General features: G+C 54.7%; 24 protein-coding genes and 1 other RNA gene. 12 read left to right on the top strand and 13 right to left on the bottom strand.

Annotated features, from left to right (window positions below; translation table 11 throughout):
• Positions 1 to 17: 17 nt before the first annotated feature.
• Entirely contained in the window at positions 18 to 1,283 is a 1,266-nt protein-coding gene (locus Mal52_RS18085) for an HD-GYP domain-containing protein (protein WP_197534298.1), read from the bottom strand.
• 490 nt (positions 1,284 to 1,773) lie between these two features.
• Between Mal52_RS18085 and epsC the strand changes: the two genes are divergently transcribed.
• Positions 1,774 to 2,727, top strand: coding sequence for a serine O-acetyltransferase EpsC (gene epsC, locus Mal52_RS18080; protein ID WP_145377720.1), 954 nt, complete (start codon positions 1,774 to 1,776; stop codon positions 2,725 to 2,727).
• Between the two features lie 79 nt (positions 2,728 to 2,806).
• Here epsC and Mal52_RS18075 read toward each other — a convergent pair whose 3' ends face one another.
• From Mal52_RS18075 to atpB, 9 genes are all read right to left on the bottom strand, one after another.
• The gene (locus tag Mal52_RS18075; RefSeq protein WP_145377719.1) at positions 2,807 to 3,697 is read right to left on the bottom strand and encodes an FHA domain-containing protein; all 891 of its coding nucleotides are present in this window, start codon (positions 3,695 to 3,697) and stop codon (positions 2,807 to 2,809) included.
• Between the two features lie 495 nt (positions 3,698 to 4,192).
• Positions 4,193 to 4,600 (bottom strand): F0F1 ATP synthase subunit delta/epsilon, encoded by a 408-nt coding sequence (locus tag Mal52_RS18070; RefSeq protein WP_145377718.1) that lies wholly within the window; start codon positions 4,598 to 4,600, stop codon positions 4,193 to 4,195.
• 167 nt (positions 4,601 to 4,767) lie between these two features.
• On the bottom strand, positions 4,768 to 6,237 hold the full coding sequence (atpD, locus tag Mal52_RS18065) for a F0F1 ATP synthase subunit beta (protein ID WP_145377717.1): 1,470 nt from the start codon (positions 6,235 to 6,237) through the stop codon (positions 4,768 to 4,770).
• A gap of 108 nt (positions 6,238 to 6,345) precedes the next feature.
• Positions 6,346 to 7,236 (bottom strand): ATP synthase F1 subunit gamma, encoded by an 891-nt coding sequence (gene atpG / locus Mal52_RS18060; RefSeq protein WP_145377716.1) that lies wholly within the window; start codon positions 7,234 to 7,236, stop codon positions 6,346 to 6,348.
• 82 nt (positions 7,237 to 7,318) lie between these two features.
• A complete protein-coding gene (atpA, locus tag Mal52_RS18055; protein ID WP_145377715.1) occupies positions 7,319 to 8,860 on the bottom strand; it encodes a F0F1 ATP synthase subunit alpha in 1,542 nt (513 codons plus the stop codon).
• Positions 8,811 to 9,452: an ATP synthase F1 subunit delta gene (gene atpH, locus Mal52_RS18050; RefSeq protein ID WP_145377714.1), complete on the bottom strand. Its 642-nt coding sequence runs from the start codon at positions 9,450 to 9,452 to the stop codon at positions 8,811 to 8,813. Before atpH ends, atpA begins: the two co-directional genes overlap by 50 nt.
• Positions 9,453 to 9,595: 143 nt before the next feature.
• Positions 9,596 to 10,282 carry a F0F1 ATP synthase subunit B gene (gene atpF, locus Mal52_RS18045; protein WP_145377713.1) on the bottom strand — a complete coding sequence of 229 codons (687 nt, stop codon included), beginning with the start codon at positions 10,280 to 10,282 and terminating at the stop codon, positions 9,596 to 9,598.
• A gap of 58 nt (positions 10,283 to 10,340) precedes the next feature.
• A complete protein-coding gene (gene atpE / locus Mal52_RS18040; RefSeq protein WP_197532834.1) occupies positions 10,341 to 10,637 on the bottom strand; it encodes an ATP synthase F0 subunit C in 297 nt (98 codons plus the stop codon).
• A 79-nt stretch (positions 10,638 to 10,716) separates the two neighbouring features.
• A complete protein-coding gene (gene atpB / locus Mal52_RS18035) occupies positions 10,717 to 11,646 on the bottom strand; it encodes a F0F1 ATP synthase subunit A (protein ID WP_145377712.1) in 930 nt (309 codons plus the stop codon).
• 95 nt (positions 11,647 to 11,741) lie between these two features.
• Here atpB and Mal52_RS30375 point away from each other — a divergent pair, with 95 nt between their 5' ends.
• Positions 11,742 to 11,864 carry a hypothetical protein gene (locus tag Mal52_RS30375; RefSeq protein ID WP_261342844.1) on the top strand — a complete coding sequence of 41 codons (123 nt, stop codon included), beginning with the start codon at positions 11,742 to 11,744 and terminating at the stop codon, positions 11,862 to 11,864.
• A 244-nt stretch (positions 11,865 to 12,108) separates the two neighbouring features.
• Here Mal52_RS30375 and Mal52_RS18030 read toward each other — a convergent pair whose 3' ends face one another.
• On the bottom strand, positions 12,109 to 12,357 hold the full coding sequence (locus tag Mal52_RS18030) for an AtpZ/AtpI family protein (protein ID WP_145377711.1): 249 nt from the start codon (positions 12,355 to 12,357) through the stop codon (positions 12,109 to 12,111).
• 1,216 nt (positions 12,358 to 13,573) lie between these two features.
• On the opposite strand from Mal52_RS18030, the gene Mal52_RS18025 reads away from it, so the two are divergent.
• The 10 genes from Mal52_RS18025 to Mal52_RS17980 all read left to right on the top strand — a co-directional run bounded on the left by Mal52_RS18025 (position 13,574) and on the right by Mal52_RS17980 (position 22,362).
• On the top strand, positions 13,574 to 14,737 hold the full coding sequence (locus Mal52_RS18025; RefSeq protein ID WP_145377710.1) for a DUF4912 domain-containing protein: 1,164 nt from the start codon (positions 13,574 to 13,576) through the stop codon (positions 14,735 to 14,737).
• A 138-nt stretch (positions 14,738 to 14,875) separates the two neighbouring features.
• Positions 14,876 to 15,074: non-coding RNA, 6S RNA (ssrS, locus tag Mal52_RS18020), on the top strand.
• Positions 15,075 to 15,079: 5 nt separating this feature from the next.
• Entirely contained in the window at positions 15,080 to 16,402 is a 1,323-nt protein-coding gene (locus Mal52_RS18015; RefSeq protein ID WP_145377709.1) for a replication-associated recombination protein A, read from the top strand.
• A gap of 120 nt (positions 16,403 to 16,522) precedes the next feature.
• The gene (locus Mal52_RS18010) at positions 16,523 to 17,638 is read left to right on the top strand and encodes a WD40 repeat domain-containing protein (protein ID WP_145377708.1); all 1,116 of its coding nucleotides are present in this window, start codon (positions 16,523 to 16,525) and stop codon (positions 17,636 to 17,638) included.
• A gap of 667 nt (positions 17,639 to 18,305) precedes the next feature.
• Positions 18,306 to 18,911, top strand: a complete 606-nt coding sequence (locus tag Mal52_RS18005) for a hypothetical protein (protein WP_145377707.1) — start codon at positions 18,306 to 18,308, stop codon at positions 18,909 to 18,911.
• Positions 18,912 to 19,069: 158 nt separating this feature from the next.
• Positions 19,070 to 19,510 (top strand): hypothetical protein, encoded by a 441-nt coding sequence (locus tag Mal52_RS18000; RefSeq protein WP_145377706.1) that lies wholly within the window; start codon positions 19,070 to 19,072, stop codon positions 19,508 to 19,510.
• 118 nt (positions 19,511 to 19,628) lie between these two features.
• Positions 19,629 to 19,979, top strand: a complete 351-nt coding sequence (locus tag Mal52_RS17995; RefSeq protein WP_145377705.1) for a hypothetical protein — start codon at positions 19,629 to 19,631, stop codon at positions 19,977 to 19,979.
• An 88-nt stretch (positions 19,980 to 20,067) separates the two neighbouring features.
• On the top strand, positions 20,068 to 20,394 hold the full coding sequence (locus Mal52_RS17990) for a hypothetical protein (RefSeq protein WP_145377704.1): 327 nt from the start codon (positions 20,068 to 20,070) through the stop codon (positions 20,392 to 20,394).
• A gap of 259 nt (positions 20,395 to 20,653) precedes the next feature.
• Positions 20,654 to 21,085, top strand: a complete 432-nt coding sequence (locus Mal52_RS17985; protein ID WP_145377703.1) for a hypothetical protein — start codon at positions 20,654 to 20,656, stop codon at positions 21,083 to 21,085.
• Positions 21,086 to 21,339: 254 nt separating this feature from the next.
• A complete protein-coding gene (locus Mal52_RS17980; RefSeq protein WP_145377702.1) occupies positions 21,340 to 22,362 on the top strand; it encodes a hypothetical protein in 1,023 nt (340 codons plus the stop codon).
• Positions 22,363 to 22,372: 10 nt separating this feature from the next.
• Here the strand turns inward: Mal52_RS17980 and Mal52_RS17975 are convergent, their stop codons facing one another.
• Together Mal52_RS17975 and Mal52_RS17970 are read right to left on the bottom strand one after the other, a co-directional pair.
• A complete protein-coding gene (locus Mal52_RS17975) occupies positions 22,373 to 22,969 on the bottom strand; it encodes a DJ-1/PfpI family protein (RefSeq protein ID WP_145377701.1) in 597 nt (198 codons plus the stop codon).
• 1,424 nt (positions 22,970 to 24,393) lie between these two features.
• Positions 24,394 to 24,663, bottom strand: coding sequence for a hypothetical protein (locus Mal52_RS17970; RefSeq protein WP_145377700.1), 270 nt, complete (start codon positions 24,661 to 24,663; stop codon positions 24,394 to 24,396).
• Positions 24,664 to 24,794: the final 131 nt, after the last annotated feature.

The following is a 24,794-nucleotide window of genomic DNA, read 5'->3' as shown; positions in this document are numbered from 1 at the left end:
AGGCTTCCGGCGTGGATTCAGTGAGGTTGTGCGACGATCGACTGGTGGGTCGTGACCTCGTCGTTGGGCAGTTGCGTTTGATGATGCGGAGCCGACGGTCGGACATGGTCGGAGTGCAGTTGATGTTGCTTCGGCAACTGTGGTGGCGTGCCGGTTTTCTCGGGGCTGGCCAATTCGTGCAACTGCTCACTGCCGATGAGAATACGTTCGACCCAATCATGGTCCAGTTGACCCCGCTTGGCGCGCGATGAGAGAGCTTGCGCCATCTCGCGACGACGAGATTCCGGATGCGTGACAAAATGATTCACTGGGGCGGTCGAGCGGTACATGGCAACGTAATCGGTCGCAGCGGTGAGGAGTCGCAAGGCCTCGTTGAATTGCAGGTCCGATAACTGCGCGGGAAAGCCGGTCCCGTCGAGTCGTTCGTGATGCCGGGCGACGAGTCGCGCGACGGAAATGGGTGGGCGTCGCATGCGACCGATCATCGCCGCTGACAATCGCGGATGCCGGCGATACAAGCCGAGTTGAGTTTGTTTGAGCTGTTCGTGATTGTGAATCACTTGCGGATCGATGACGAGACAGCCGACATCTCGCAGCAAGGCGGCGATCATGATGTGTTGCAATTGCTCACGCGATTTTATGGCATTGTGCGCTCCAGCCGTCCAGGCAATGAGCTGCGCCGCTGTGATGGCTTCGACGTAGACCCGTGTATGACTTGTCGGCAGTTCGCCTGTGAGGATCTCCGTAATGGGGAGTCCGGGTTGCGGCAGCACCTGCTCGATCGTGGTTTGGGTGGCGGACTGTTCAATGATGCGGTCGGTCAGTTCCACGATCTTCGTGTATTTGGGGGGCCGTTCACGCGGCATTTCAGAAATCAGCCCGCACAATTCCAGCGAAAGTTCCTTGAGTTCGGCAAGAAGTTGTTGTTGCTGATCGTGACGGTCCAGCATTGATTCGCCGACCTTCAATAACGCTGTGGGTGAGATTTGGTCGCTGGGCGTGTCGCCGCCTTTAGCAGTGGATAGGCGAATGTCATGATAAACCCGCTTGGCGAGCGTCAATGCTCCGCGATGCAAGGCGGGCAAGTAATCGTTCTCCGGCACGCGCCGCACAGGGTCAATGGCGATCCGTCGCAAACGACTCATGAGTTGGTCGTAGCGGCGTCGGATTGTTGTTGTGTCGTTGGAATGTGGGGTGCGCGCCGCGCGATCATGCCCCGCGTCTAAGCGGACTTCCGGCGGCTGTGGATGCGGTGGGGAAACGGGATCGCTGGTTGTCTTCATGTTCTGTCCTTCGTGTAGCCAGTGGCGGCGCGCGGAATCAGCGTTGTTTCCCGGGCCGGACATGGGATATCATCGACAGCGTCAAGGCCGCCCCTACAGGACGGGAGCAGAAGCATGCGCGATCGTGTTCAACGGCAGGAGACGCGTGAATCGAAGAACCCTTGCAGAGCTGCCTATCCGGGGTGAGCGGTCTGATTTGAGGCGGCCGAAGTGTGCGGGATTTCAGCTACAAACCGGGATCGTCGTTCGTAGCGAACATTTGTACGGCGGGTCGTGTCGATTCTGATATCCACTCAACTTACAACGGTTTTTCGGTCGATGCTGATTACTACTTGATTTCGTATTATGCCGCTCCCTACAATCCTACTCGCGCCTAGGGCGGTAGAGTCGGTGAAATCGTTACAGTTTGACTAATCGGGACGGGTCCCCAACGTTCCGTGGTCACTGAAATCCGCCGCGTCCCGCATGACGATGACCCAGGAGATCGACCATGGCGACTGACCTCAGCCGCAAAGAAGAACTTCCGGAACTGACCGACCGGATTATTGCCAGCTACTACGACATCAATCGAATCAATCATCTTGGCCACTGTCCGTTGCCCAGTACGGAAGCAGTGATGGCGATTGCCGAGGATGTCAAAGAGGTTATCTATCCGGGCTACCGCCGCCGGCAGAATTTGCATCACGGCAACGTGACGTACCATATCGGCGACTTGATTGACGGCCTGCATGACCGCTTGACCGAACAGATCGCACGCGCCCTGCGGCACAATGCTTCGCTGAATATGCGGCTGGAGTGCGGCGGGACCGATCCGACGATTGATTTCGAGGCGGAAGGGCAGCGAACCGCGATCAGTTTTTTGGAGCGGATTCCGCAAATGCGGGAATCGATGGCCTTGGATGTCGAAGCGGCGTACGACGGTGATCCGGCGGCGAAGAGTTTTGACGAGATCATTTTCTGCTATCCCGGCTTGGAAGCGATCACGGTTCATCGCATGGCACACGAATTGTATCGCTTAGGCGTGCCGTTGATTCCGCGGATTCTCTCGGAATGGTCGCATAGCCGGACGGGGATTGATTTGCATCCCGGGGCGAAGATTGGGCCGAGTTTCTTTATCGATCATGGAACGGGTGTGGTGATCGGCGAGACTTGCGAGATTGCGGCGCATGTGAAAATCTACCAGGGAGTGACCTTAGGCGCGCTGAGTTTCCCGAAAGATTCCGAGGGGAATGTGGTTCGCGACACGAAGCGGCATCCGACCATTGAAGAAGGGGTTGTGATCTACGCCAGCGCGACGGTTTTGGGGGGCGATACGACGATCGGAGCGAACTCGGTCATCGGTGCCGGCGTGTCCCTGTATGAGAGCGTGCCGCCCAATACGATCGTGACGATCAACAAACCGGACCTGCGGTTCCGTGATGCCTCGCTGAAAAAGTCGTCGTGATCCAATAAAAAACGCTCGCCAGCTGTAAGAAGCGGGCGAGCGTGGTTTGTCTCAGAGAATACGAGTCGGGCCCAGGGAATTAGGCAATGGCTCGAGGGGCGTCCGCCGGTTGTTGTGCGGCGATCTGTTCGAGTAACAGGCCGAGTTGGGCGACCAGTTTGTTTTGTGCCTCAGCCAGCTCTTTGGTTGCCGCATCGATATTATCTTCGCGGTGATTGACCTGGTGAATACGTTGTTCGAGGTCAGCTGAAAAGTCTTCCAACTCCATACGGACGCGTTCGAATTCGTCAACGACGCGTTCGTCGGCTTCGCTGTGCCGGTGGGAACGAGGTCCTCGCAACGTATGTTTGCTATGGATAATGTGACGCGGTGCGATAGCGGAATGCACGGGATCCGTAGACGATTCCCGCTGCGTATTGCGGTTGATGGCTGATTGCAGTAGCGCCGCTTGACCGGTTTGGATTTGGCGTTCAAATTGATCGACCAAGGCCATTTCGGCCTCGAGACGGTCTACGAGTTCAGCGGCGGAGAGTTCTCCATCGTCGAGTTCGCATTCACTTTCCAGGTCCTGTAGGTCGAGGGATGTCTGCGAATCCGATTCCAAGGTTTGTGCGATGGCTTCGTGATTGAGTTGAATGGCGAATTGAAATCCACCAATCGTCAACACGTCGCCGTCTTCAAGAATTGCCGTCTTAACGACATTCCCATTGACCTTCAACAGTGGCGAGTGGGCAATGGCTTCGGCGATCACGCATCCCCCTTCTACCAGTAGAATTGTATGGAGAGCCGGAACGTTGGGATCGCCCAGTACCATGTCGCAACCACTGCCTGCGCCGATGGCGAAGCGTGGTACGGTGACGGGGCGGTGGGGGAAATTTGTCTTTCCGCGACTGACTTGGAGCGTCAGAAATGTGTCGCCGGTGACGACCGCATTTTCGGGAAAGGTTAATCGTTTGGTTGATTGATTCATCACCACGATACTGTCAACCTCATGTCGGCAGGGAGGGAGGCGGGGAGGGTGGCATTTGCGCCGCCACGACCGACTTCGATGCGTGGGCGATGCAGCCAATGTTCAGTGGGGGGCAGCGTCCTGATGCATATCTTATTTCGGCCACCGCTTTCGGGCCTCATGAGTGAAACCCGTCGCGCAAATTCGGTTGGCAGAGTTTGCCACGTGAGGCGATCAAGCCGCGCATTCGCGTCCTATGCACCAGAGAAAGTATAGGCCCTCGCGAACAGCGTTATCAGCGAGGCCTGCGGGGAGAGCGTTGAGTTTATCGATCAGCCAAGCTTTAAGGGCGTTGACAGCGGCATCATCGCAGAGGAGGTTTGTCACACCTAATTATTGAGGTGCGCTGGCTTTTGTCAGGTTTGATCCACTCAAAACGCACCGATGAGGCTCAGCAGGAGCTTCACCCTCCCGTGACGCTGCATGGCAGTTGCCACGACAATAAGCACACGACCTTTAGAAGCGCTTGCCGACGGCGATCATTTGGCGGGTTCGCAACAAGTCGCGGTCTTTGGCGGCGAATTCTTCATCCGTACTCGGGCGGCTGGCGTTTAGCTCTTCAAGTTTGCTCTGTGCCGCGTCCGCATCGACTTTTTCGGCCGGGATGGCTTGATTGGTGAGGATGGAAACCACCGGGCCGTTGACTTGCACAAAGCCGCCATCAATGAAGTAGCTGTGGCTGTTGCCGCTGGGGTCGGTGTATTGCAACTCGCCATAACCTAGCCGTCCTAACAACGGCGCCCGTCCCGGCAGAATACCGATTTGTCCGTCATACAGCGCAAACCGTAGCGAGACAACGTCCTGTTCCAGAACGGTCTTCTCCGGTGTAACGACAACAAGACGTAACGGGCCTTCAGCGGCCATGGGCCTGCTCCATTAGATTTTCAAGTGACAGCAAAGCAAAAGCTCCACCACCCAACAGTATCAGTTCAACCAGTTTTCGTCTGGTATATCAACTCATCCAGTGACCAACGGGAACGCCCCAACCCCTTCGTGCGGAAGCACGCACCCGCCGGCGGCCGTCGCCGCCCTTAGGATTCTTCGGCCATTCGTTTGGCTTGTTCTTCTGCTTCTTTAACGCCACCGACGTACATGAAGGCTTGTTCGGGAAGGTGATCCCATTTGCCGTCACAGATTTCTTCGAAGCTTTCGATCGTTTCCTGCAGCGGAGTAATTTTACCAGCTTTGCCGGTGAAGACCTCAGCCACGAGGAACGGTTGCGACAGGAAGCGTTCAATCCGTCGGGCACGAGCCACGACAAGTTTGTCTTCTTCGCTCAATTCATCGACACCCAAAATGGCGATGATGTCCTGCAGTTCGCGATAGCGTTGGAGGATGGTTTGGACGCGGCGTGCGACAGTGTAATGTCGGTCGCCGACATATTGCGGATCCAAAATCCGACTGGAGGAGGCCAGCGGGTCGACCGCCGGGTAAATCCCTTTTTCCGAGATCCGTCGTTCCAGGTAGATAAAGGCGTCCAAGTGAGAGAACGCGGTTGCCGGGGCAGGGTCAGTCGGGTCATCCGCCGGGACATAGACCGCTTGCACACTGGTAATAGCACCCCGTTTGGTGGAGGTAATCCGTTCTTGTAGTTCACCCAATTCGGTACCCAGCGTCGGTTGGTAACCCACGGCCGAGGGCATCCGACCCAGCAAGGCGGAGACTTCCGAACCGGCTTGCGAGAAGCGGAAGATGTTGTCGACGAACAGCAGGGTGTCGGTTCCGGTTGTGTCACGGAACCATTCGGCCATGGTCAAAGCCGACAGGGCGACACGTAAACGGGCTCCGGGGGGCTCGTTCATTTGACCGAAGACCATACAGGTTTGTTCGATAACGGACCGTTCGGTTTGCCCGATTTTGGTTTCCTGCATTTCCAACCACAGGTCGTTTCCTTCGCGGGTCCGCTCACCTACGCCGGCGAACACCGAGTATCCACCATGTTCGCTGGCGATCCGAGCAATCAATTCGGTGAGGATCACCGTCTTGCCCAAACCGGCTCCACCGAACAGTCCCGCTTTACCACCCCGCACAAACGGAGTCAGCAGGTCGATCACCTTAATACCGGTTTCGAAGAGTTCGGTTTTGGCACTGAGGTCTTCGAGCTTAGGAGCGTGACGGTGAATGGGCCAGCGGTCTTCGTGTTCCACTTCGCCGCGACCATCGATCGGTTCGCCCAGCAGATTGAAGACGCGTCCCAGGGTGGCTTTACCGACAGGAACGGTCACGGCTGAACCAGTGTCGATCGCTTCCATGCCACGGACCATGCCGTCGGTGGAACCCAGAGCAACACAGCGAACACGTCCTCCGCCAAGATGCTGTTGAACTTCCCCGGTGACTTTGATGCGGACACCTTTGATTTCGGTATCGACCCGTAAGGCATTGTAGATTTCGGGGAGTTGGTCTTCGGCGAATTCCGCATCAAAGGTAGACCCAATGATCTGCGTGACGTGCCCGACGCCACCGGCGGTTGTTTCAGCGGTCTGGGCTTCGGTGGTTGACATGTCAAAAATCTCCTTGGAGCTGCTGGACACCCGAGTCGGCTCCCGTAGTTTGCCAATGTAAAACGGTTTGATTTGTGTGCAGGCCACAGTGCAGCCCGCTTGATTTTCTTATTCCAACGCCGCCGCACCACCGATGATTTCGCTGAGTTCGGAGGTGATTTGTGATTGACGGGCGCGGTTGTAATTCTGAGACAGGTCGCTGATCATTTCGCCCGCGTTTTCTGTCGCACCCTTCATGGCCACCATCCGAGCGATTTGCTCGCTGACGGCACTGTCGAGGAAGCATTTGAGCAGCTTGGCTTTAAATGCCGCCGGAAGAACCTCTTCGAGAATCTCTTGTGGCGAGGGTTTGAATTCGTATTGCACGGAAGTTTTTTGCTCGGAGGCATCGGACTGTTCGGCTAATTCGTCGGTGACTTTCCCGAGTGGAAGCAAGGTCTCGACCACAGCCGTTTGCCGTGATGCGGTTTCGAAGCGAACATAGGCAACGTCCAACGCATCCAGTTTTCCGGCGCAATAATCGTCGATGTAGCGTTGTGCGAGTTCGTCAACTTCTTCGAAGGTTGGTTTGTCTTCGAAATGCGTATACGAGCGTTCGACGTCATACTTCTTGAATTTCATGAAATTCAAGCCGCGTTTACCGGAGACTTCGAGTTGCAGTTGTTCGTCGGTTTCCCGACTGGTAACGATCTCACGTTGGACAAGTCGCAGCACACTCGCGTTGTAACCGCCGCACAATCCGCGATTGGACGTGAGGACGAGCAGGATACGATTTTCTCGGGTTTCGTGAGGTTTGAGTAGGGGGTGATCCAACTCGCCCCCTGCTTCGGCCAAGTCGGCCACCAGTTCGGAGATCTTGCGCGTATAGGCAGCCGCCTCGGTGGCGCGGTCCATAGCCCGTTTGAAGCGGGCGGTCGCGATCAATTCCATCGTCCGCGTGATTTTGCGGATGTTCTTGACCGCTTTGAGCCGTTTCAGAATTGCTCGAGCTTTAGCCATGTTGCGATTTTACCGAGAACGAATCAAAAACTAACTGGGAAAAACAACGCTCATCTCTTTTATGCGTCTCGTGCGGACGCGATTAAGCCGTGACCGGCTCCGGGGCGGAGGACTTGCCCGCGGCATATTGGACTTTGAATTCCTCAAGCGCATTTTTGAGGGCTTCTTCGGTCTCGCTGTCCAAGGCACCGGTCTCGGCAATTTTGTCGCGGACTTCCGATTTTTGCTCGGCCATGAACTGGTGCATCTCAACTTCCGCCGCGAGGACGTCGCTCACCGGGACTTGGTCAAAGTAACCCTTGGTTCCCGCATAGATACTCATCACCTGGTCGGGGACGGAAAGCGGACGGAACTGCGGCTGTTTGAGCAATTCGACCATGCGGTATCCGCGATCGAGTTGTGCTTGTGTCGCTTTGTCCAACTCCGTACCCAACTGCGCGAAAGCTTCCAATTCACGGAAGGCGGCCAAGTCGAGTCGTAAACCGCCGGAGACTTTTTTCATCGCTTTGGTTTGCGCGTTGCCACCCACACGGGAGACGCTGATACCCACGTTAATCGCGGGACGCACACCGGCGAAGAATAGATCCGGTTCGAGATAAATCTGGCCGTCGGTAATGGAAATCACGTTTGTGGGAATGTAGGCAGAGACTTCACCTTCTAACGTTTCGATGATCGGCAAAGCCGTCATAGAGCCGCCGCCCAATTCGTCGCTGAGCTTCACAGCCCGTTCGAGCAAACGACTGTGACAGTAGAAGACGTCGCCCGGATAGGCTTCGCGTCCCGGTGGACGCCGCATGAGCAGTGACAACTGGCGATAGGCTTGGGCTTGTTTCGACAAGTCATCATAGACCACCAACGTGTGCTTGCCTTGCATCATGAAGTGCTCGGCGATCGCAGCTCCGGCATAGGGAGCGATGTATTGCAGCGGGGCGGGATCACTGGCAGTGGCGCTGATGACGATCGAGTAGTCCATGGCGCCGGCGGCTTCGAGGGCTTCGACGACACCGGTGATGGAGGCTGCTCGTTGTCCACAAGCGACATAGACGCAAATGACGTCGCCGCCTTTTTGGTTAATGATCGTATCGAGCGCGACGGCGGTTTTACCCGTTTTACGGTCGCCAATGATCAATTGGCGTTGGCCGCGGCCGATCGGGGTCATGGCGTCGATGGCTTTGATTCCGCTTTGCAGCGGTTGCTTAACCGGTTGACGACCGGCGACACCGGCGGCAAGGTGTTCCACAGGGCGCGATTCGGTTGCCACGATGGGACCTTTACCATCGAGCGGGTTGCCCAACGGGTCGATCACACGACCGATGACTGCATCGCCGACCGGGACCGACAGCAATGCGCCGGTGCTACGGACTTCGTCCCCTTCGGAAATTTTGAGGTAATCTCCCAAGATGATGACGCCGACAGAATTTTCTTCGAGGTTGAAGACCTGTCCACGCACTCCACCGGGGAATTCGACCATTTCACCGGCCATGGCGTTCGACAAGCCATAGACCCGTGCAATACCGTCGCCGACTTCCAACACGCGGCCGACCTCACTGGTCTCGATTTGGCCGCGGAAGTCTTCAATTTCCTTCTGGAGTACTGAAGCGATCTCGTCCGCTTTGAATTTCATGGAGACTCCTCTGCTGCAAGCGGCCCCGCAGTGATTTTAATTGTGTTTTAATGGAACCGTCGTGGATGATATTACCGATTTGAATCACCAGTCCGCCCAGGACCGTGGGATCGACTTGCGGTTCGATAATGGGATCGAAAGACAATTTGGTCTTTAAGGACTGTGTGATATTTTGCAATTGTGCATCCGAGAGTGGCTTGGCAGAAGTGACTTGCACGCGCCCTTGGCCGTTGGATGTTTCGAATTGCAATTGCGCTTCCTGGGCGATGAGCGGCAACAAATCGAGCCGGTCATGCGTGGCCAGGACGCGGAGAAAATTCAATAGGATGTCACTGCCGTGACCCGGCAGTACACGTTCCAGGATCGAGACTTTGTCGTCTTTGCTGACCATTTGCGATAACAGGATTGTCGCAAAATCGGGATGGGCATCGACGACGTCCTCGATGAACGACACCAATTCCTCCAAATGTCCGGCGGCATCGCCATCGCCGATGGCACCCAAAAAGGCGCCAGAATAGACTTTGGCGATAGCACGGGCACTGGGGTCTTCCAGTACACTGGCCACTCTATGTTTGGGGGTCGCGTCGTTCATGTCGTTACTGATATTTCAAAACCATGACGATGTCGGGCACGGACAGTGCCGTAACCGGCCACCGGTGTGGTAACCGAATTCAAAAGTAAATCCATCTGGCGAATCCCACTAGCAGCCGTTCCGCTAGTGAATGTCGCCGACGCTCAATTCTTACTGGGTGCGAACTGCGCTAAGGCGTCATCGATCAGCTTGTTGTCATCCGACTCGCTGATTGTGCGTCCCAGCACATGTTCGGTCGCCTCAGCCACGCTCTTCGCCATGTGCGAAAAGAGTTGATCCAAGGCTTGGTCCCGCGCCTGATTAATATCGTTCACCGCGCGGTTTTTCATGGCCTCGGTTTCGCTTTGAGCGGCCGCAATCATTTCATCGCGGGTGTGCTCGGCATCGCGACGGGCTTCAGCCAAGATTTCACGGACTTGGTCTTGCGCCTTATCCATCTGATACTCATGCTTTGCCAATAAGGCTTTGGCCTTTTCGTGCGCGTCGTTGGCATCGTCGATCTGCTGTTGGATGCCCCCTTCGCGTTTTTCGAGACCAGCGACGATGGGGCCCCAGGCAAACTTTTTCAATATGAACAGCAACAACACGAAGACTACAAACGTGAAAATCGCCAAGTCCGACTTGAATTCAGCCGGACTCATATCGACACCTTTGGTGCCGATCGAGTGGTGATCATCGTGTCCATGGTCGTCGGCGTGACCCTCTTTGTGTTCAGGATCATGCGCAGCGGCATGATCTTCTGCCTTGGCGTCATCTTCAGCGAAAACGAAACCAGGAGAAAGAGCCAGTCCCAGGACCAACAGTGCGGCAATTGAAAATTTTGCGTACACGGGATTCCTCAATACGCAGCAAGTGACAGACGGTTAACGCACATCCCTTGGAGAACGACTAGGTTCCCCAGGGGTTTTGACCGGAGCAAACGAAAATGGCGTAGAAGGTGAAACCTTCGATCAACGCCGCGGCAATAATCATTGCCGTTTGAATGCTACCCGCAACTTCGGGTTGGCGAGCCATGCTTTCCAGCGCGGCGGATGCCAATTTGCTGATGCCCAGTGCGGCACCGATCACGACCAGGCCGGTTCCCAAGGCACCTGAGAACTCGATCAAAACGCTGCCGGAGCCGTCTTGGGCCATCACGGGAGTGGCTGCCAAGAAGGCGGCCATACCAACCAACACAGTTTTCATTCTACTCACGGATTCCGTCTCCCAATTTAGGTAGTGCATTTATGGTTGCCGACAAATGGATACATCCATCCCCCCACGACTAGTGGTGGTGAACGGAGGCACCGATAAATAATGCCGACAGAAAGGTAAAGATATAGGCTTGCAGAAACGACACAAACAACTCGAGGAGGCTAAAGATCGTCGAGCCTAAAATGCCGATGGTGGCCACGAGGCTCCAGTTCGCAAGCGGGGCTGCTGCTGCCGCTGCGATGAGTCCCATGATTCCTAGTAACACCAAGTGGCCGGCGACCATATTCGCTAAAAGTCGAATACCGAGCACGGCATGCTTGATGAACATTCCCAAAACTTCGATCGCAAAAATCAACAACTTCAATGGTGCGACATACCAAGGCAGATCCATGGTGGGCACCTGATTCAACCAGTATCCCACGGGACCAAACTTTTGCATGCCAGCAATCAGCCCCGCGCCGAAGATCACAAACGCCAAGGTCAACGTGACGCCGAAGGCTCCGGTTGGAGACCCGGCCCACGGAAGCAGGCCGAAGAGATTGCAAAACAGCACGAAAAAGAAAATCGTCCAAAGCAGCGGCACGAATTTGTCCGCATCGTGTAGTCCGATCGCAGGACGGGCGATATGGTCCCGTACATACAGCAGGACCGACTCGAACATATTCCAGAAGATCCCGCGAGGCCGTTCCCCGGTGGAGATCAATTTCGCCAGTTTAGTAAAGATCAGCACCAAGATGATCGCCACGACCACTTCAATGATCATGAACTTCGAGATGCAAAACCCGGTGGCCGGGTCGTGATGGTTGGCCGGGGTCCCGAACGGCTGAGGAATCAAAATCTTGCCGTGCAAGGCATCGTTGAATTCTTCAACAGTCGTGTCCGGATGCGCTTCACGCAGGTATTCCGGGACCTGACTAAGATCTTCGTAATCGTGCCGCCAAAACATGCGCGGCACTTCGAAGTAGTAACTGTCTTTTATGTGCAGGACCGGATCAGCCATGAATTCAAGAAACCCCGGACATGTCGCTCGTGGAATTGACTAACCGTACCGACAACACTGTCTCAAGCATGAGCGTTAGCAGATAGAATACTACTGTGGCTCCAAATATACCGCCGCGGGCCAATGTAGGACTTGTGGATGTCAAAACGATCGCTGCGATCAACGGGATCCCGGTTCGTAAAGCCATCGATGCAAAGACACCGGCCAAACGCAACTGAGTCTCCGTCGTGATCTTAGCAACAACCAATGCCGCAACTGATGCCACCCAACAGATGCCCGCTGCAATGCATGCGGCGAGAACCCCATCGCTCCCGTTGCGGGCTCGCAACGCTAGGGCAACAACCGGTAACACCAACGCAACAACGACCGTTAATACGACACAGCTTCCCGCGAGCGTTCGCGGAAAAAGTCGATCTAGCCTTTGGAGCGTTTGAAGTTTCAAAACCGGCCGTTCCCGAATATTCAATCTTGAGAATTTTTATCTTTTTTGGATCGCTCTGCCTGCTTTGTCATCGCCAGCAGATGTGTGATCCCCACCGTGACCCCAATCACTAACCCTAGCAAGGTAAGGTAATTCGTCCCCCACCTCTCATCCAGCCATTGCCCACCAATTCCCGGCAAAACCATTTCCAGGCACACCGTAGTCACTCGCGAAACCCATTCGTAACCGATGGCTGCGGGTGAGCGTTTGTTTTGGTCGTCGGGCGGCACAAACTCGCCTTACTTGCGAAGCTTGTTGAAAACGGGATGAGTTACGAACACACCGTCAAAAACGGGAGTCCGCGCTATGCCGTTTCCAGAAAGCGTAGACATCGAAAAACCATGTCCACACGGCATCAATTTTGAACAATTGGGGCCTCTCCCCGGCGTTCAAGAGGGGCCAGTCTAGCCAGCCACTCAACCCATGTCAAAGTCCCTGCTTACGTTGTTTTCAATTTTCTCAAACTTGGGCGCGCCGCCAGAATCCCATTCTCATTTCTGGGACTGTCCAACTCGATCACTGTCTCGCATCGATGGCTGTATCGCATCAATGACCAAGCAATTTCTGAAGCGCTCGAAATCGCAGCTAGAGAACGGCAGCTAGATCAAGCTAGAGAAAGACTGAATCCGTGTCGTTGAAATCATCTTGAGAAGTGCGAAGCGGCGACACTGTCACGGTGGCGCATTGAACAGTGTGGCGGATTGAAATTTCAAGAGTTCAAGACGTCTGAGCAATGACTGATTCTGGTTGCCCCGGTTTTCGTGTTCGTCGTGACGTCTCAGGTAGAAAACACCTGGGCATTGAGACTGCTGTGATGGGGGCCGCTAACTACCTGGACAAAACTGTCGGGGAACGCAACTCAATGAGTTGACAGAGTCGTCTGTTTTGGGGGGCGTTCATTGCTCAACAGTGGTTAGCGTTCCAAGGACAAGCAAAGACAGCGTGTCGTATCTTTCATGCAGTCAAGAGGTTATGGAGGGTTAGGTACAAACCCCAGGGCCGGATGGGCTGGATGGGCATTGAATGTTCGGAGTTGCGTTGGTAGAAGGGAAGTGCGGACTATCTGTCTTGGTCTGGACGGTGAACATGTTGCGATTTCGGGGCGTTCCTCGTGGCTGCCAACGTTTCTAAGTTCTCGCCGGTTGTTGAGTCTGACATTTCCGTAGTTTTCTTTTCTCAGATCGAAGCGTGCGCTGCAGTTTTCAGGCGCCGATAAAAATCGCGATTGTTTGCGATCATTTTGTGTGAGAACGGCGAGATGATTCGCCGATTTCAACGAGGATTGTGTCGTCCACAGTGTTATTACAGCAGTGTTGTTTCAACAGTGTTCTTACACCGTGCGCTCGGATGCGGGGGTTTGGGCCCCATCAGATAGAGTCATGGATGGCTGCGACTGTTCCTCGGAGTAAAAAGCCGCTCCTTAAGGAATTGAGTCGGAGTTGAATTATGACCGTCGATGAGTTGAAGTCGCAGACCCGTAAAGATCTGGCCGGAATGGCTAAAACCCGTGGCGTGGCCGGCTGGCATGCAATGCGGAAGGATGAGCTGGTCAAGGCGCTCAGCCGATTGGCTCGCAAGGACCGTCGCAAAAATGGCAGCACAAGCCGCTCCTCAACGCTCAATGGCAAGCGGGTGCGGACCGCAACGGCCAATGGGAGTTCGACGAACGGGAATTCGCCAAATGTGCGAATGAACGGTGGCAAAACGAGCAACCCTAAAAACAGGAACGGCTCCAACGGCAACGGGCGACACACCCATCAGCGTTCGGTGACCGCCGGGATCTCCAAAAACCTGGCCACTGAGAACGGACAAGACGCCGCCCTGCAGGACCGGTTATTTGTGGTCGCTCACGATGCCTTTTGGTTGCACGCTTTGTGGGAATTGAGTCCGGCGACGATCCAACGGGCTGAGGCGGGCTTGGCGCATGAATGGCATACTGCGCAACCGGTGATTCGCGTACTGGACGTTTCGGCCGACGAAAATCGTCGCTGTGTGGAAAAGACAGTCAAAGACGTCGCTATACACGGTGGAATCAATCACTGGTATATCGAAGTCGCCAATCCGCCGGGTGTGTATCAGTTGCAGATCGGTTATCTCGCTGCCAGCGGGCGGTTCTTTGGAATGGCACGTTCCAATGTCGTCACAACACCCGAACCGGGCGCTTGTGGGATTGTGGATGAAAACTGGAGCAAAACAGCTCAGCAATACGAAAACGGACATTCGCAAAACGGCAAACGCAATGGCGACACAAGAATTCGGGAGATGATGGATCAGCAGATGCGTCGACCGATGAGTTCACATCCGCTGACCGACTTTTTACCAACCGGCGCGCGGGGCGGAGACGACGATAGCATCGAATTGGATATGGGAGTTGAGTTGGTCGTATTCGGTAATGCGACTCCCGGAGCGCGGCTCACTATTTCTGAAGAGAATGTCGACCTGCGCGAAGATGGTTCGTTTACGATTCGGTTGAGCATGCCGGAAGGGCGGCAGGTTGTCCCGGCAACCATCACCTCCTCCAGCGGCGTCAAGCAACAAACCGTGGTCCTGGCAGTCGAGCGAAACACCAAATACCTCGAAGCACGGCATTTCGACGGCACAGAAATGTGAGCGACAACCGCCAGTCGCGGAGTCGGCGAAAATCGCCGTGAAGTGGATCCGGGAAAAACGTCACCTGCGGACGCTTTCTTCTTGAGAACCCGCGCGGCCGATGCTAGGATCAACGCTGTTGGATCCCTAGGATTCGATGCACCTCTGCCATGTACGATACGGGCCCTTATTTGTTGACCCTATGACATATCCGCAGGGGACCATTTCTGGTCGGCAGCGTGTATATCCGCTCCCCCTGACCTAGTCAGGAATGCGGCTCACACAACCCGGTCGTCGGTCCCCCCTTTGTATTGCGGGTTCACACAAATCAGCTCGACCGGCATCCGGTGGAGGTTTATTTTTTTGAAGGGACTCTTCGACGACCAGGAACGTGAGTTCCGAGAGTCGGCAAAACCGCTCGCTGCCAGAATGCGTCCTCGCTCGCTGGATGAATTCATCGGCCAAGCGCATTTTCTCGGGCCGGGCAAACTGCTGCGGCGGATGCTGCAAGCTGACCGCATTAGCTCCGTCATCTTCTACGGACCACCTGGCACCGGCAAAACGTCGCTGGCCCAACTCATCGCCGCCAACACGCGATCGCAGTTCGCGCAGTTAAACGCAGCTGCTTCCGGGGTCAAAGAGTTACGCGCCGCCCTGGATACGGCCCGCAGGCGGTTGGAAGGTTCCGGCGAGCGGACGGTGTTGTTCATCGATGAATTGCACCGCTTCAACAAATCGCAACAAGACGTGTTGTTGCCCGATGTCGAGGAAGGAGTCGTCAGCCTCGTCGGGGCGACGACGCAGAATCCGTTTTTCTCGCTGGTCTCCCCGCTGGTCAGCCGCAGCCAGATTTTTGAATTCAAATCGGTCCCGGCCGCTGAGATTCGCAGTGTGCTGCAGCGGGCGCTCAAAGATTCTGAACGCGGGCTGGGTGAGCATCGCATTCAAGCCGAAGATGAAGCACTCGATTTTTTAGCCGACATTTGCGATGGCGATGTGCGACGGGCGCTGACCGCTTTGGAAATCGCCGCTTTGTCGATCGCCGGCAGTGGGCAGGCGTTGGACCTATCGGTCGCGCAGGAATCGATTCAGAAGAAGGCGATTCAATACGATGCCGACGGCGACGAACATTACGACGCAGCCAGCGCGCTGATTAAAAGCATGCGGGGCAGTGATCCCGATGCGGCAATCTATTGGCTGGCGCGGATGCTCGAAGCGGGCGAAGACCCGCGGTTTCTAGCGCGACGCATCGTCATCGCCGCCGCCGAAGATGTCGGCAACGCCGACCCGCAGGCCTTGGTATTGGCCAACGCAGCTGCGCAAGCAACCGAATTCATCGGCATGCCCGAATGCCGCATCCCCTTGGCGCAAGCCGTCACCTACATCGCCACCGCCCCCAAATCCAACGCCTCTTACGCCGCCATCAACGCCGCGATAGAAGACGTCCGCACACAACGCATCATCCCGGTCCCCAAACACCTCAAGGACTCGCACTACGGCGGCGCGAAACAATTGGGACACGGCGAAGGTTACCAATACGCCCACAATTCCGAAGCGGGCTGGGTGGATCAAGATTACCTGGGAGTGGACCGGACGTACTACGAGCCGGTGGACCGTGGGTACGAAGCGGAGATCCGCCGGCGGTTGGCGGAGATTGCGGAGCGGCGCGGGGGTGTGGAGGGGTAGGCTCCGGCTGGTGGTCGGCGGAAGTTGGTTATGAGAACGCGATGGATTGCCTAATCGCAAATGTTAGCCCGTGCAATAGGCCTTACGTAACTGTCACAGCGACATTCCAGAGGTGCAAGAATGAATTGGATCAAAGACGTTTTCTTGGGCGTTTTCCTGCCAGTTGCTTTTGCCTTGGTCGTGCCTTTTGCAGCGTCACGTGCGGCCTCGGCAGATGATGACGTCCGACTGCCGGCGATGCCGGAAATGGAGTTCAAAATGCGTCGCTGGTCATTGTCGTCTGTTGCGTTTTCGCCAAATGGGGAATACTTGGCTTCTGCTGACGTGGTCCGTAGTGTTTACCTATGGAATCTGAAGACGCGAGTGAAAGCATGGGAAGTCAGTTTGCCGCCCGTGGGCGCTGTATCTGAAGAGGAGATCGCCCTGACGTTTGCTGGTGACGGCAAGATGCTCGTGCTGGCACCGTATTACCGCGATCCCCTTGTATTGGATGCTTCGTCGGGCAAGACACTCCGAACTCTTGGGAGTGACGGCGAGGGGTTCGCCCCGGCAGTATCGAGTTGGCGCAAAGACGGAACCGAAATGGTTGTCACCTCGTCTAGCGGGAATCTCCATTTTTGGAACCCTTTAAATGGCAAAGAAACGATGGTATTGAAGGGAGCGGGCCGGAACGTTTTCTCGCTGCAAGTGGCAAAGGACGCAGCAAGGATCGCTCTTGGCTGGGAGTCCTATGGTCTTGAGAATAAGTTGGACAGCGGCCGTATGCTGGTTCGAAAACTGCCTTCGGGGCGTATCGTTTTCGATGAACGGCAACCTCATTCCCCTGCCTTTGTTCGGCATCTCGCTATTTCTCCAAACGGTGAGTACTTGGTCGGTGCATCAGGCAAGGTGGTCCGTGGATCAGGTGACGAAGCATTGGTCTGCTGGTCGATGGATCGAAGGGAACGCCTTTGGTCAAAGGAAGAGGACTGCGGCGGCCTTGCCATGAGTCCTGATGGCAAAATGCTGGCATACGGTTCCGGTTCTCGGCTTGTGTTGTGCGACGTTCGTACTGGGACGACGCTTTCATCGACGACCTATGGAACGCAAACCATCAGCGCGGTGACGTTCAGCGGTGATGGGACATCCATCGCAATCGGCACGGACGACGGTGCGGTTGCCGTGTGGAATCTCCTTCTGGGCCGCGAAGAGAAAGGCTCGGCCAGAGGAGCGAAAAACGGTAAGGGGGGTAGGTAAGCCAGCCGCCTGATACAAACGGCGTTTGACCATCAACCCGAGCGGTCGTCAAACGGCTGCCTGACCGAATCACTAAGGAATTTCACGGAGCGATATAGAATTCCCGCACAGAGTCCGGATAAAATTCACGTGTACGGCCTTTTCACCATGTCAGTGAAGCGCTCGCACGATAAAAAACGACATGACGACCTCAAGCGACTCACCAGCGGTAACACCTCCCGGCAGAACGCGAATCGTCTTCACTCAGCCGGATGAGACGACCATTCTGTTTCGGCTCCCTGGTGCTGGCCAACGTAGCTTGTTTTTGCTGTCATTTTCCTTGCAATGGCTCGGCATAATAGCCTTCACATGCTTTAAGATAAATGGGATCTGGCAGGCGTGGCCTTTTGCAATAGCGCTGTGCGTAATGCTGGTCATTGGTTTGTGCCTGCTGGGCTATTGGTTCAAAAAGTGCTTTGAAACCGTCCTCGTTTTTCTGGAACCAGATCGCATCGTCGTCAGGCGCAATCTATTTGGCTGGAGCCGGACAAAACAATTGACTCTGAATGCCAGTTCGCGTGCCGATCTTGTCTCTAATGATGATGGCCCAGATTATCGTATCGAAGTTCAATGCGTTGATGGCGTTGTAAGTTTCGGCGAATCTCTGACTGAGAGCGATCTGAACTGGATGGTCGACACGATCAATGGGTTCTTGGGAGCGGAATTTGACCCTGAGGTCTCTGAGCAGTTAGCGTTACGGGCGAAAATCCTCGATCGAGAAGCCCCAGCAACTGTGAAGGTTGAGGAGATGCCGCCCAACGGTCTACGGCTTCGACTCCCGACGGCAGCTACGTGTGGGGCCAAAGCAGGTGGTATCATCTTAGGAATCACGCTGGGAATGATACCCGTATTCCTGGGAATCGAATTTAACTGGTGGTGGCCCTACTACGTCGTCCCCGCTGGTGTTTGCCTACTCATGGCCGTTTGGGTGATTCGGGGAACAAACATTGTGGAACTGACCGAGTTGCAACTTCGCCAGACATCGTTGTTTGGCCCTTGTCGTGTAACTTTGTCGGTTCCTATCGCTGAAATCATTGGATTCGAAGCTCGCCTAGCCGCTGAGCAAAAAAAACGGGTACGGATCGATGACGTCGAAAATTCGGACCATAACTGCGTAGCGACTTTGTCGACCCCGAAAAAAGAATTCTTTATCTGGATGGCAAATCGTCAAGACGCTGCTTATGTCGCTGAGTTGCTGCAGCGAAAATTGAACAGTCTCCGCAACAATGTGTGAAATTGCGACTGTCCCAAATTCGGAACTTATGCCGAGTCGACGAAACCGGCTTGGTGGGAGCGGGTTTGCGATGGATTGTGTTGACGCTTCCGCTGGCTCGGGAGTATTCTCGACGAAGGTTGTTAAAAAATACTAGTTAGCACTCGCCGCCAGCCATCATGTTCAAATCACCAGACACCCGTCTTTCAGCATCAAACGGCGCAGTGCTTGCGTCGGAGAGTTTTCTCGTGCCTGTGACACTTCACAGTGATGCGCGGACATCACAGGTGGCTTTCGATGGCCTACGCCAGGCATACGACGAGGTCAGCGGGTTCGTCTCGCAGTTGGCAAGCACCGCACCAGGAATCGCTTTAGTTCCTTTTAGCGAGCGTATTTCTTCGAAGATGTCACACGTAGAAGTGCTGTTGTGGGGAAAGGAGTACCGGTTTGAATTGGTGTTCGCCTTGAAGTGTCCCGTTCCCAAAGAGCAGGACTTTTGGTCGCGTATCCAATTGCTCTCGTTGGTCTATGACCAGCTTGGCGAGCTTGCTGCGGGATTTCACAACCGGAAAGGCATTGAGCTTCACCTGAAGGGGGCAAGGCTTGACCCAACAGAATGATGATTCGGAGAGGCTGCAAGCGTTTCGCAAAAAGTCGTGCTAACCAGAACGCTGCAGCGAAACACTGCCTCCTAGGCAAGTGGACGGTCCAGTGAGAATTTAATCAACATCTTCGTACGTGATTCGTAGCGTGGTGGTTCCTATGTCACGGGTTTCTGAAGAAAAAGCCGCGACACCAATTGATCCGAAAATGGACCGCGCTATTCGGTTTGCCGCGTATCAGCAACTCCCGATCTGGTTGCTCACGCTGTTGATGCTCGACTTTGGGCAAATGAACCGTGCCTGCACCGTGGCAATCATCTCCCAATGGCTTCTAATTACGCTGATTACCTACCGCCGGCCACAAAATCCGACACGCTGTGATTTACTCGCTGTGCGTTTCGGATTCATCCCGATATTCGTCATCACGACATTCGCACAACACTGGCGCACCGACTTCGCGATCGCACATCCCTATGCCAATTTTTAGCGACGCAGGCCAGGCGGCCGCATGGTGCAAACCACATTTGATGATCAAGTCTTTAAGGAGTCAGGCGGTTGCCTGATCTACATGTAGCATGCGCTTCAAAAGTCCTGGCGGAAATCTCATCTGGCTTTCTCCCCTGCTGGCGCTGGCCGGTTTTTTTCTCGCATTCATCAACGTTCGCGAGGGGTCAATCGGCTTCACTGTGCTGTACGGAACGCTGGGACTGATGTCGTTGCTTGTTTGGTTCGACCTCAAATGGGTGGCGATCCCGTTGATGCTTTACTTTTCATTTGCAACCGTCAGTGGTATCGAGATGCTGTTGATCAAGGGGTTCACGTTGCAGTTATTCTGCAGGGTCGCCTTGATCGGATACACCGTCGTCGAACTGTGGCAGTGGCGCAACCGAAGCGACGGCTAATTCTGCAAGTTGGCACGGCCAGAAGTCGCCGGGTTGTGCGGTCGCGATGGGCGTTCGGTTGGGTGTTAAATTCACAGGAAACTTAGGGCAGGCGGCTGCCTGACCTGCACACTGACCTACGGGTGGACGTGTTGAGCAAAATGGTGTTTGTTTTCGCACAAGTGAATAAATCAGCGGGGTCTGCGAATCACACTAAACGATCAATAACCGGTCTCGACGAATTTGGGTTTCAGTTTGATTAGCCTGAGGTGCGACTCCCATGATAAAACTGTGGTCTTTCGCATTGGGTTTCGAACTTACTTCGATTGCCTCAATGCTTGCCATGCTGTGGCTGTCTGGTGATATTGACACGAGAACCGTGGCACCATTGGCGGGACTTTACGGAATGTTCTTTTCGTATCCTCTTTTCGGTTTCATGGCTGAGAGTCAATCGAAGGACGTTGCAGAGTTTAAATTCTCAACATTGCGGATGATTTGTGGAGGGGTTGCCTCTGGACTCTTCTTCGCAGTCGTTTTCGCAAATTTGGACCGATTTCCGTTTTCTTTTTCAACTTGGACTGTTGTTGTTGGCATCGTTTTCTATCTCTTCTCGTTAATGGTGCATGTCGTCCTGTTTTTTTTCACGATATCAAATTTCGGAAAGATGAAGGGCGACGAGGTGGGAGCAGAGACGACCGACACGGATGACTGAAACCAGAGGCGACTTAAGCCTGCCAAACCTATTAACAATGTTCAACACGCAAGTACGCAATCACCGTAGCCCCCCCCAAAAAAAACGTGTGAAAAACGCGAATATCATTGGTACAATGCGACCTGTGAGAATCGAGTGGCTGGGCGCTAGGCTGCTGACTTGCCGCCTGCAGGTGAGACATCAAATCGTTTCTCACTAGGTGATCCGGCCACCCTTCGACCGATGACAGATCATGGAATCGCAGGACACCGATTATGGAATCGCAAGAATTGGAACACTCCGAGCCGATCTTTGTTTATGAGCGAGCGGCGAATAAGCAGGTGCTCGGCGGGTGGATGTTGGTCGGAGGGGTTGGGGCGGCAATTGTGAGCGTGCTTGGGTTCGTGCTCGCGCTCTTTCGGCGGGTTGATCAACTCGCTCTGCATTCCATGAGCACTTTTCCGATGATTATCGCTTTCGGCCTGTTCATGGGTGGGTGGACGCTCATCCGTGGTCCGCGGCGCGTGCGCGTCGGTGAGGAGGGGATTGAGATTGAGCAAAGCAGCGGGACCAGCCAGCACCGGTGGAGTGAAATCGGCTGGGTCACGGTGAATACCACGTCGATGGCCCAACAAAAACGGTTGGATCTGTTCGATCAATCGGGCGTGAAGGTCGCCTCGGTGAGTGAAGCGATCGAAGAGTTTGACGATTTGGTCGCCACGGTAAAATCAAAGGTCGCCGATCAGCGCCCGGCGGTTGCCGGCGACATTCAACTTCGTAAGGCCCGCAAGAGCGCCGTTTTTATCGCATGCTTTGCAGTGGTGATGCTACTCGTCTCGGCTTCCATTGCCTGGATGACCCATGAGGAACAACGCGCCGCTAAGCTGCTGAAGACCGAAGCGGTCGAAGGGGTCGCGACCATTGATCGGTTGTTTCTTGCACCCAATGGAGTCACAACGCGTGTCGAATACACCTGCACAAACGAGGCGGGTGAAACGGGAAGCCGGAACGCGGAGATCGAACCAGCCTATTACGCAGAACTGACCAAGGCCGGCGCCAAGACCGTTCCAGTGATCTTCGTCCCTTCGGAACCCTCCCTCAGCCGGTTGCAACATGGCGAGGTTCATGAAGACGACTTCTTGAAGACGCCGGTCGGCGGCTATGGACTTTCGGCGCTGGTGACTGTGATGTGTCTTTTCTTTCTGGGAGCCGCTGTCCTGCAGTGGAATGGTTGGGACATTGACTATAACTCAAAGACGAGCAAGTTTTCCATTAAACGGTTCGGCGAAGGTGATTGACGATCGTGCGCTACCGGCTTGCTGGTTCCCAGGGATACTCCATGTGCTGTGATGTTTTCTCTGCGACTTCGGTTCCCAACAGTCGCGCTACGACGTGCAGGCTCATGTCGATTCCGGCGGCGATGCCGGCGGAGCAGATCACGCGGCCATTGTCTACGAAGCGTCGGTCGGGATGGACGGTGGCATCGGGGACGAGTTCTCGCAATGCTTCGATCGAATTGGCGTGGGTGGTCACCTCCAGTCCGTTGAGCAAGCCCGCTCGGGCCAGCATCAATGCTCCCGTGCAGACCGACAGCAGGAGTTCGGATTCTCCGGCGACCTGTTTGATCCACTCGATCAGAACGGGATTGTGCATCTGCGTACGGGTTCCCTGTCCGCCGGGGACGATCAGCAGATCCGGCGGCGGGCAGTCGTGTAGCCCGTAATGCGGATTAACGCTCAGTCCGTTGCGAGCGATGACCGGACCGGCCTGTTCGGCCACCGTATAAACTTCAAATGCGACGGGATCGACAAAATGGCCGGCCACCGAAAAGACCTCGAAGGGTCCGCAGAAATCGAGCACTTCCACGTCGTCAAACAGTAGGATGGCGAGATTGCGCGTCGTCATGGATTTTCGTTCGTGATTGCTATAATCCCGTAGGGCCGGTTCTACCGGCCGCTGATTGGGGAGACATGCGCTGTCGGTGGTTACCTGTTTGTTGTCACCCTCGCTGTTATCGTCCGGCACAGCCGGACCTACTTGAACTTTATGGGTTCAGTTTTCGTACGTCATTGTTTTTGGACCTCGCGCACCTCAGGTTTGCCCTCTTTTTTTCGGAGCCTTTCATGGCCATAAAGCTTATTACGCCCAGCAATAGGCAGTACATGGAAATGCAACTTAGATCAAGAACCGAACCAAAGATGCTACGAGTTCTTACATTAATAGTTATGCGTCGCATTTTAATGTCTTCTAACAAATCGGCGCGTGCCGGTGTTATATCAATGGCACTAGGCGGCACTGCCACAGAGGGACTAGTATCCATATTATATATAGCAAAAATAAAAAACTGCAGCATTAGGGATGAGCCAATTAGCATTACACTTGCCCACCCAAAGACTCTGTCTCTCTTAGAGATGGAATATACCACAACCTTACGGATGATGTTTGTCACAGCAATCCTCGCAGCTTTCTCGTATAAGGCCACCGATCCAACTACCGCATAAACCAAATGCGAACTGTTCCCAGTAAACACACGAGTGATTCGCTGCAATATCTAGAATTGAATCCATCCAACCTCCGTGCCCATCTTTGCAAATAGGATGCCCAGGTTTAGCGGCACAGAAGGCAGCTACAGCTCGGTCTCTTGCTTCCTTCCCTAGGCCAGTCCCGTAGGGCCGGGCCGGTTCTACCGGCCGCTGATTGGGGAGACATGCGCTGTCAGTGGTTACCTGTTTGTTGTCACCCTCGCTGTTATCGTCCGGCACAGTCGGACCTACTTGAACTGATTATCGACTGCGCGATAAAAGTCACTTTCGCCTCGGGCTACAGATAAACCCGGCTAAATTTCCCTTTTCTACCGGAACCATCACGTCCACAGTCGTCCAGTATCGTAGGTATGTTAGGTAGGCGCGCTCTTCGTTGGATAAGTCATGGGGCCAATCAACATCCTCGCCACCCGTCGATGTACAAACGTCTGGTTCACCCAACTGGTGAACCAACGCTTCGACGGACTGAATTGATTTGAATCGTCGTTGGACGTCATCAACTTCAATAGCATTCATTTCGAAGAAGAGGTCAGCTCGCTTGGATCCAGAGAGAGGCTTCCCGCAATTGAAGCAGTAACGAATCACCCAAGACTGGCGACCTTCAAAATCGCCCAATTGGAATTCATGCAATTCGGAATCCCAGTCGATTGGGCAATTCCTATCCGCTGCACAAAGTTGAGGTACGCCACAATTACAGTCGGAATTAGGTTCTTGCGGCATCGCTTCAACCTATACTCGTCTTGGTCCGAAAACAGTCCTGTAAGTCCGTTCGTTAACCACCACCCATCAGACTGGCACCAACTCGTACAGGCCTTGGCCGATGTGTTTGAGTTTGCCTCGTTTGACCAGCTCTTGCCAGACGGCGGGGGGGTATTGGTTGGGCGGGGTGATGCCGGTGATTGCTGATTTGCGGCCGCTGGTCATGCCGCCGTAACCGAGCCGGGCCTCGTCATCGGTACGGGTCAGTTTGAGGCGTTTTTTGAAGGCTTTTAGCGCGCGTTTGAGTTCTTCGTTGGTCGGTCCATCCGGCGCGGCGGCTGCGTCTGGTTCAGTCATTTTCAGGGGCTCCTTTGCAAAATGTGTGGCCGTGACGATACCACTTTTTCTGTGGAGCGTCGAGTCTTGCTGCGTCATCAGCAGGTGCAAAGCCAACGAATCGTTGCCGGTGTCGTGGAAGTGCAAGGTTG

Origin of the sequence: Symmachiella dynata (assembly GCF_007747995.1) — a bacterium.
In the GTDB taxonomy this organism is placed as follows: domain Bacteria; phylum Planctomycetota; class Planctomycetia; order Planctomycetales; family Planctomycetaceae; genus Symmachiella; species Symmachiella dynata.
Note: the sequence above shows the minus strand (reverse complement) of the source record. Positions and strands in the feature narration are given on the sequence as shown.

Bases quoted from the DNA above. Each gene is read 5' to 3' on its own strand.
- atpG (WP_145377716.1), bottom strand. From the start codon at position 7,236: ATGGCTAAAGCTCGAGCAATTCTGAAACGGCTCAAAGCGGTCAAGAAC.
- atpB (WP_145377712.1), bottom strand. From the start codon at position 11,646: ATGGCTGATCCGGTCCTGCACATAAAAGACAGTTACTACTTCGAAGTG.
- Mal52_RS18070 (WP_145377718.1), bottom strand. From the start codon at position 4,600: ATGGCCGCTGAAGGCCCGTTACGTCTTGTTGTCGTTACACCGGAGAAG.
- Mal52_RS18000 (WP_145377706.1), top strand. From the start codon at position 19,070: ATGTTCAAATCACCAGACACCCGTCTTTCAGCATCAAACGGCGCAGTG.
- Mal52_RS17985 (WP_145377703.1), top strand. From the start codon at position 20,654: ATGATAAAACTGTGGTCTTTCGCATTGGGTTTCGAACTTACTTCGATT.
- atpH (WP_145377714.1), bottom strand. From the start codon at position 9,452: ATGAACGACGCGACCCCCAAACATAGAGTGGCCAGTGTACTGGAAGAC.
- Mal52_RS17990 (WP_145377704.1), top strand. From the start codon at position 20,068: ATGCGCTTCAAAAGTCCTGGCGGAAATCTCATCTGGCTTTCTCCCCTG.
- epsC (WP_145377720.1), top strand. From the start codon at position 1,774: ATGGCGACTGACCTCAGCCGCAAAGAAGAACTTCCGGAACTGACCGAC.
- Mal52_RS18025 (WP_145377710.1), top strand. From the start codon at position 13,574: ATGACCGTCGATGAGTTGAAGTCGCAGACCCGTAAAGATCTGGCCGGA.
- Mal52_RS18075 (WP_145377719.1), bottom strand. From the start codon at position 3,697: ATGAATCAATCAACCAAACGATTAACCTTTCCCGAAAATGCGGTCGTC.
- atpE (WP_197532834.1), bottom strand. From the start codon at position 10,637: ATGAAAACTGTGTTGGTTGGTATGGCCGCCTTCTTGGCAGCCACTCCC.
- Mal52_RS18010 (WP_145377708.1), top strand. From the start codon at position 16,523: ATGAATTGGATCAAAGACGTTTTCTTGGGCGTTTTCCTGCCAGTTGCT.
- Mal52_RS18005 (WP_145377707.1), top strand. From the start codon at position 18,306: ATGGTCGACACGATCAATGGGTTCTTGGGAGCGGAATTTGACCCTGAG.
- atpD (WP_145377717.1), bottom strand. From the start codon at position 6,237: ATGTCAACCACCGAAGCCCAGACCGCTGAAACAACCGCCGGTGGCGTC.
- Mal52_RS17970 (WP_145377700.1), bottom strand. From the start codon at position 24,663: ATGACTGAACCAGACGCAGCCGCCGCGCCGGATGGACCGACCAACGAA.
- Mal52_RS17980 (WP_145377702.1), top strand. From the start codon at position 21,340: ATGGAATCGCAAGAATTGGAACACTCCGAGCCGATCTTTGTTTATGAG.
- Mal52_RS18085 (WP_197534298.1), bottom strand. From the start codon at position 1,283: ATGAAGACAACCAGCGATCCCGTTTCCCCACCGCATCCACAGCCGCCG.
- atpA (WP_145377715.1), bottom strand. From the start codon at position 8,860: ATGAAATTCAAAGCGGACGAGATCGCTTCAGTACTCCAGAAGGAAATT.
- Mal52_RS17975 (WP_145377701.1), bottom strand. From the start codon at position 22,969: ATGACGACGCGCAATCTCGCCATCCTACTGTTTGACGACGTGGAAGTG.